The 5,273-nt window shown below is 62.0% G+C and carries 4 protein-coding genes and 1 pseudogene; 1 reads left to right on the forward strand and 4 read right to left on the reverse strand.

The features are described from left to right. Positions 1-103: 103 nt before the first annotated feature. Positions 104-742 (forward strand): annotated as a pseudogene (locus tag EOA33_RS40740) (polysaccharide pyruvyl transferase family protein); the annotation flags it as partial. A 273-nt stretch (positions 743-1,015) separates the two neighbouring features. Here the strand turns inward: EOA33_RS40740 and EOA33_RS23290 are convergent. The 4 genes from EOA33_RS23290 to EOA33_RS23305 all read right to left on the reverse strand — a co-directional run. Further along, positions 1,016-2,482: a lipopolysaccharide biosynthesis protein gene (locus tag EOA33_RS23290; protein WP_127406695.1), complete on the reverse strand. Its 1,467-nt coding sequence runs from the start codon at positions 2,480-2,482 to the stop codon at positions 1,016-1,018. Further along, on the reverse strand, positions 2,479-3,648 hold the full coding sequence (locus tag EOA33_RS23295; protein ID WP_127406696.1) for a glycosyltransferase: 1,170 nt from the start codon (positions 3,646-3,648) through the stop codon (positions 2,479-2,481). Before EOA33_RS23295 ends, EOA33_RS23290 begins: the two co-directional genes overlap by 4 nt. Positions 3,649-3,700: 52 nt before the next feature. After that, the gene (locus EOA33_RS23300) at positions 3,701-4,780 is read right to left on the reverse strand and encodes a glycosyltransferase (RefSeq protein ID WP_127406697.1); all 1,080 of its coding nucleotides are present in this window, start codon (positions 4,778-4,780) and stop codon (positions 3,701-3,703) included. Positions 4,781-4,812: 32 nt separating this feature from the next. Continuing rightward, positions 4,813-5,273: UDP binding domain-containing protein (locus tag EOA33_RS23305; RefSeq protein ID WP_145989248.1), on the reverse strand; the 461-nt coding region annotated here is incomplete at its 5' end.

Consider the following 5,273-nt stretch of genomic DNA (forward strand, 5'->3'; position numbering starts at 1 on the left):
CCTTCAGGTTTTGCAGCGTTTCGGCTCCGAAGGCTTCATTAGCCGCATCTTGTTCGGCGAAAGCGCCCGCCGCAGCCTCGATATCTATCGGAGCGCCGATCTCGTGGTCACGACAGGCGGCACCTATCTGGTCGAGAACTACAATCTCGAAAGGCGCCTGAACCAATTCCGCGTCGATGCGATCCTCGGCAAGGATCCCGTGTTCTTCACGCAATCCCTCGGTCCGTTCAACAAAAGTTACAATCGGCAGGAACTGACCCCGATCCTCGACCGGAGCCCGCTCATCCTGCTTCGCGACGAGCGCTCCAGAAACCACATACTGGATATGGTGAAGGAGCCCGGCAAGTGCCACGTCGTGGCCGATGCCGTCTTTGCGCTCGCCGATACAGACAGGATCGGGAAACGGCTGGCTTCCGCCCAACCGCCGGTGGAAACGGGCCGCGTCGCCATCTCCGTCCGCCACTGGAACTATGTCAATGACGGTGAAGACGGCATGCGCCGCTATCTCGATTCGGTGCGCGAAATCGCAACCATCCTCGTCAGGGATCACGCCAAGGAAGTGACCTTCGTCTCCACCTGCCAGGGCGTGCCGGAATACGCGCATGACGATTCCAAGACGGCGCGCGCAATCGTAGCCGAGCTTGATCCGGAGATCGCCAAGCATGTCAGCGTGGACGCTTCGTTCCACACTCCGGACCAGTTGATGGCGCTGGTGAAAGGCTTCGACTTCGTCGTCGCGACGCGCATGCACATGATGATCATGTCGCTTTGCGTCGGCACGCCGGTGCTGCCGATCGCCTATGAATTCAAGACCAAGGAAGTCGCCAAGCGCGTCGGTGTCGCCGATCTGTTGCTCGACATCGACACAGTGACGCCGCAGGAGGCAGCCGAAAAGCTCGGCAGGTTTGCCGGCAACCTCGACCAGTATCGCCGCACCAGCCTGCAGGCCGTGCTTGAAGAGCATGCTTCGGCAATGTCGGCCACAGACTTGCTGAAGCCACTTGTTCCAGGTGCTTCAGCGGATGTTGCGCGCGATGTTGGGAAGGGTGGCGGAAAGCATGCCGCGCGATTGGGGAAAGATCAGCATCAGGATGAGGGCAAACCCGTAATTGAGGCAAAGCGCCAGGGCCACGGCGAGAAGGTCTGATTGACCAGTGAGCGACGCCGGCAGCTCCAGATAGGCCAGCCAGGCAAGCAGGGACGAGACAATGAAGAGCCCCTGCATGATCAGGAAATCGCCGGCAGTTACCGGGCCGACACGGTGGACCAGCACGGCAAGCACCGGAACGCGCAGCACGTAGCCGCTGATCGCGTAGGCGGCCGCGACGCCGACAGCGCCCCAATGCAGGCCGACGATGAAGGAGGCGACCGTCGTCAGCGACGAGTAGATGCCCCAATGAAACATGGTCTTGGTTTTGCCCTGGCAGATGAATATCCACCCCGTGGTGCTTGAGACGGACTGCATCAGGCTGGCGATGCCGAGCCAAGCAAAAATAGGCGCCACGGCGGTCCAGCGCGGCCCGAAAAGGAGCGCAACCACCTGTTCCGAGGTCAGCGTCAGCGCCGCGATACCAGGCATGGTTACGGCCGCCAGCATCCAGTTGGTTCGCACGTAAAGGTCGCGAAACCGCGCCTTGTCCTCGTGAATTCGGCTGAGCAGAGGCACCATCACGCGCGTCAGCGGCTGGGTGATGTTCTGCAATGGAAACAGCAGCAGCTTGTAAGCGCGGTCGTAATAGCCGAGCTCGATTGCACCGGAGTATTTTCCGATGAGGATGTTGTCGAGATTGCGTGAGAAAAAGTTGACGAGGTTGAAGCCGGTCAGATTGGCGCCGAACGACAATATGTCGCCGTCGACTTTCAGGTCCGGCCGCGACGGCGTCCAACGCACCACCAGCCATGCTGCCGCGAGCGCAACGACTGCCGCGACTGCCGGCCCCAACACCAGCGACCAGTAGCCCATTCCCGCCCAGGCCGCGATCGCGGCGGCGAGAAGTCCGGCAGCGGCGGTTGCGACATCGTTGATCGCCAGCTGGCCGAACTGCAGATGGCGGTTCATCAGCGCCAGCGGCACCGCGGCAATGCTGCCAAGCAGCAGCGGCAGAGCAGAGGCCATGGTGATCCCGAACATGCGCTGATCGCCGTAGAACGCGGCAATGGCCGGCGCGAGAGCCGCAACGACGACGGAACTGCCCAGTCCGACGAGGGCGCTGACCCAGAAAACCTGATTGAGCTGCCTGTCACTGATGTCCCTGCGCTGCACCAGCGCCTGCTGCAGGCCAAGGTTTTGCAACAATCCGACAAAGGCAACGATCGGTCCGACGGACGCTACCAGGCCGAAATCCTCGGGCACAAGAAGGCGGGCGAGGATGACGACCGAAATGAACTGTATCGCCATCTTGAAGCCTTGCGCGCCGGCCGTGACCAGCCCGCCGCGCAGGGCGACGCGACCAAATTGAGGAGGAGGCGGGGGGGCATTCATATGGGCGATCTCATTTCACCAAGCTGCGTTGCAATCTGCGCGAACCGCTCGTTAAGCACCTCCGCGTTGAAATCTGCCTCGATCTTCTTTCGCGCTGCGAGCGCGATCGGCTCACACAGCTTCGCGTTCTCGGCGATCCAGGTGAGTTTGCCGGCTAGCGCCGCGACGTCCCGCTCGGGCGCGAGGAACCCTGTCTTCTGGTCCTCGATCAGTTCAGGAATCCCCGAATGATAGGTGCTGACCACGGTCAGCCCAGCGGCCATGGCCTCCATCAAGGCAACCGGAATGCCTTCGACATCGCCATCGCGGGCTCCGACGCTGGGCAGCACGAACACATGGGCATCGCGCAGGCGCTGCTTGACCTCAGCATGCGGGCGCGGGCCGAGAAAAGTCACCCTGTCGGCAATGCCGAGATCGGCGGCAAGCCGCTTCAGCTCTTCCAGGAGTTCGCCGCCGCCGATCACCGAATAGGTCCAGTCACGGCGCGGCAGGGCTGCAAGTGCGCGAAGCGCGTATTCGATGCCTTTCTTCTCGGTCAGGCGGCAGACAGAGATGAATGACAGTGCGTCCTGCTCCCAGGACCGCCACCGATACTCGATCTCACCAGGCCGCACGCCCATATGGTGCACCACGACCTTCGCTGGCGATGCGCCGACATCGATCAGGGCGTCGCGGAAAAAGGCATTCACCGGCAGTTGGAGAACGCCTTTTTCGAAGACCGTCCTGTAGCGCGCAAGCGTCTTGTCATGCATCGGCCCGCCGACATCGTTGCCATGGAATATCGTCACCAGGGGTGCGGAAATCCTGCCACGCTTGATGACGCGGGCGACCCGCAGGCCATTGGTGCCGAAATGCGCAACGATGACGTCGGCCTCCTGCAACTTGTGCGCGTGAAAGAGATCGATTGCGGTCGAGAGTTTGTCCCACAGCCTCCCGGACCATTTCCTGAGCAGCGGTCGATAACGGCCGAGTCTACCCCACCAGCACACGACCTTTCCGGGCAGCGCCTGCCAGCGCTGATCGTCGATGTTGCGATCCTTGCCGAAGGTCGTCTCGTTGCAGACGACACCGACTTCCATGCCGTGCTCAAGGCATCCGGCTATCTGGTCGAGGACAAAGGTTTCGGATAACGAGGGGAACTTATCAACTACGAAGCAAATCTTCATCGATCAGATGATCTTTCGAGGTCGGCCAGCGATTCGCTTGCGCGGAAAACGACTAGGCGGCACGCTCCAGGCCGCTTCGCCTGGCGTTGTTGAGAACATCCAGAAATGTCGCGAACTGTTTATCGGGGTTCATCTGCGGCCGCTCTGAAAACAGCTGCGCCGCCGCCGAAAGCCTGTCGTACTCGGCCTTGTCGCTCCACAATCGCCTGACCGTCGCGACCCAGTCGGCGAGCGGAGCGTCGTAGTCAAGCACCACGCCGCCGGCGCCGATCGCTTCCGGCAGGCCGCCGCGCCGGGACCCGACGACAGGAATGCCGCTGCAATGGGCCTCGGATGCTACCCTGCCCCACGCCTCTTCCCATTTGCTGGGCGCAAGCAGAATCCTCGTCCGGCCGTAGACCGTCTTCATATCGCTGGTGCGGCTCTCCAACGTGGCGTTGCCCAGCGGGGCGATGGTCCTTTCGATCTCGGCCCGGTGGTTGTCGTCAAGCATCCAGCTCTCGACGAACAGGAACGGAATTTCAGGGCATTCGCCGGCAATGCGGACCGCCAATTCGAATCCCTTTTCGTTGTAAGGGTTGATCATCGTCACGAACTCGCGGGTCGTCGGCGTGCTGTAAGATCCGGGATTGATGGTGGGCGGAATCACCGTCGAATCGATGCCGAATTTTTCCTTGTAGGTGCGGGCGGTGAACTCCGAATTGGCGATGTAGAGCGCCGAGCGCAGTTCGCGCAGGTCGCCCGCCAGTTCATGGAATTCGACATTCCTCAGATAGACGACCAGCGGCACGCCCAGCGCCTGCAGCTCCCTGCCGATCGGCACCGACTTGTGGCACTGCACGACCGCGACATCGGGCTTCAGCCTTTCGACCGCGAAGCCCGCCGCCTCCCAGGGGAACCACGCCCGCACCACCGGGTAACCGGGAAACGTGTCGATGACGGCGCGCTGGCGGAGCAGTTTCATCTTGGCGCGAGCCTTGAAGCCGAACATGCCGTCACCGAACAGCGCCGCCAGGACCGAGGCCTCATGACCGTTTTCGCGCAACTGCTCGACCAGATGGTGCGTGCTCGACTGAACACCACCGCTGAATTGTGGCGTGTAGCCGTTGCCCCCTGCAAACAGAACTTTCATGGACCCTGGCTCCTTATTGTGCCGCTCTGCCCTCACGCCGCCAGCCTACCGATGCTGAAATATTCGATGCCGTAGCGGGCGATGACCTTGGGGTCGTAGAGATTGCGGCCGTCGAAGATCACCGGCGTGGTCAGCGCATCCTTGAGTGCGTCGAAGGAGGGCGCGCGGAAGCTCTTCCATTCGGTGCAGATCAGGAGCGCGTCGGCGCCGCGCAACGCGGCCTCCTTCGTGCCGCAGAGCAAAAGATCGTCGCGCAGACCGTAGATGGCCTGGCACTCCTGCATCGCCTCGGGATCGAAGGCCTGCACGTTGGCGCCGGCCTGCCACAGCGCCTCCATCAGCGTGCGCGACGGCGCCTCGCGCATATCGTCGGTGTTGGGCTTGAAGGCCAGGCCCCAGAGCGCGAAGGTCTTGCCCTTGAGGTTGCCCTTGAAATAGCGGTGCACCTTGTCGAACAGGACCGACTTCTGCTCGTTGTTGCGTTCCTCCACCG

Origin of the sequence: Mesorhizobium sp. M4A.F.Ca.ET.050.02.1.1, from assembly GCF_003997725.1 — a bacterium.
Taxonomy (GTDB): domain Bacteria; phylum Pseudomonadota; class Alphaproteobacteria; order Rhizobiales; family Rhizobiaceae; genus Mesorhizobium.

Coding starts and splice junctions, on each gene's coding strand:
- EOA33_RS23290 (WP_127406695.1), bottom strand. CDS start 2,482: ATGAATGCCCCCCCGCCTCCTCCTCAATTTGGTCGCGTCGCCCTGCGC.
- EOA33_RS23295 (WP_127406696.1), bottom strand. CDS start 3,648: ATGAAGATTTGCTTCGTAGTTGATAAGTTCCCCTCGTTATCCGAAACC.
- EOA33_RS23300 (WP_127406697.1), bottom strand. CDS start 4,780: ATGAAAGTTCTGTTTGCAGGGGGCAACGGCTACACGCCACAATTCAGC.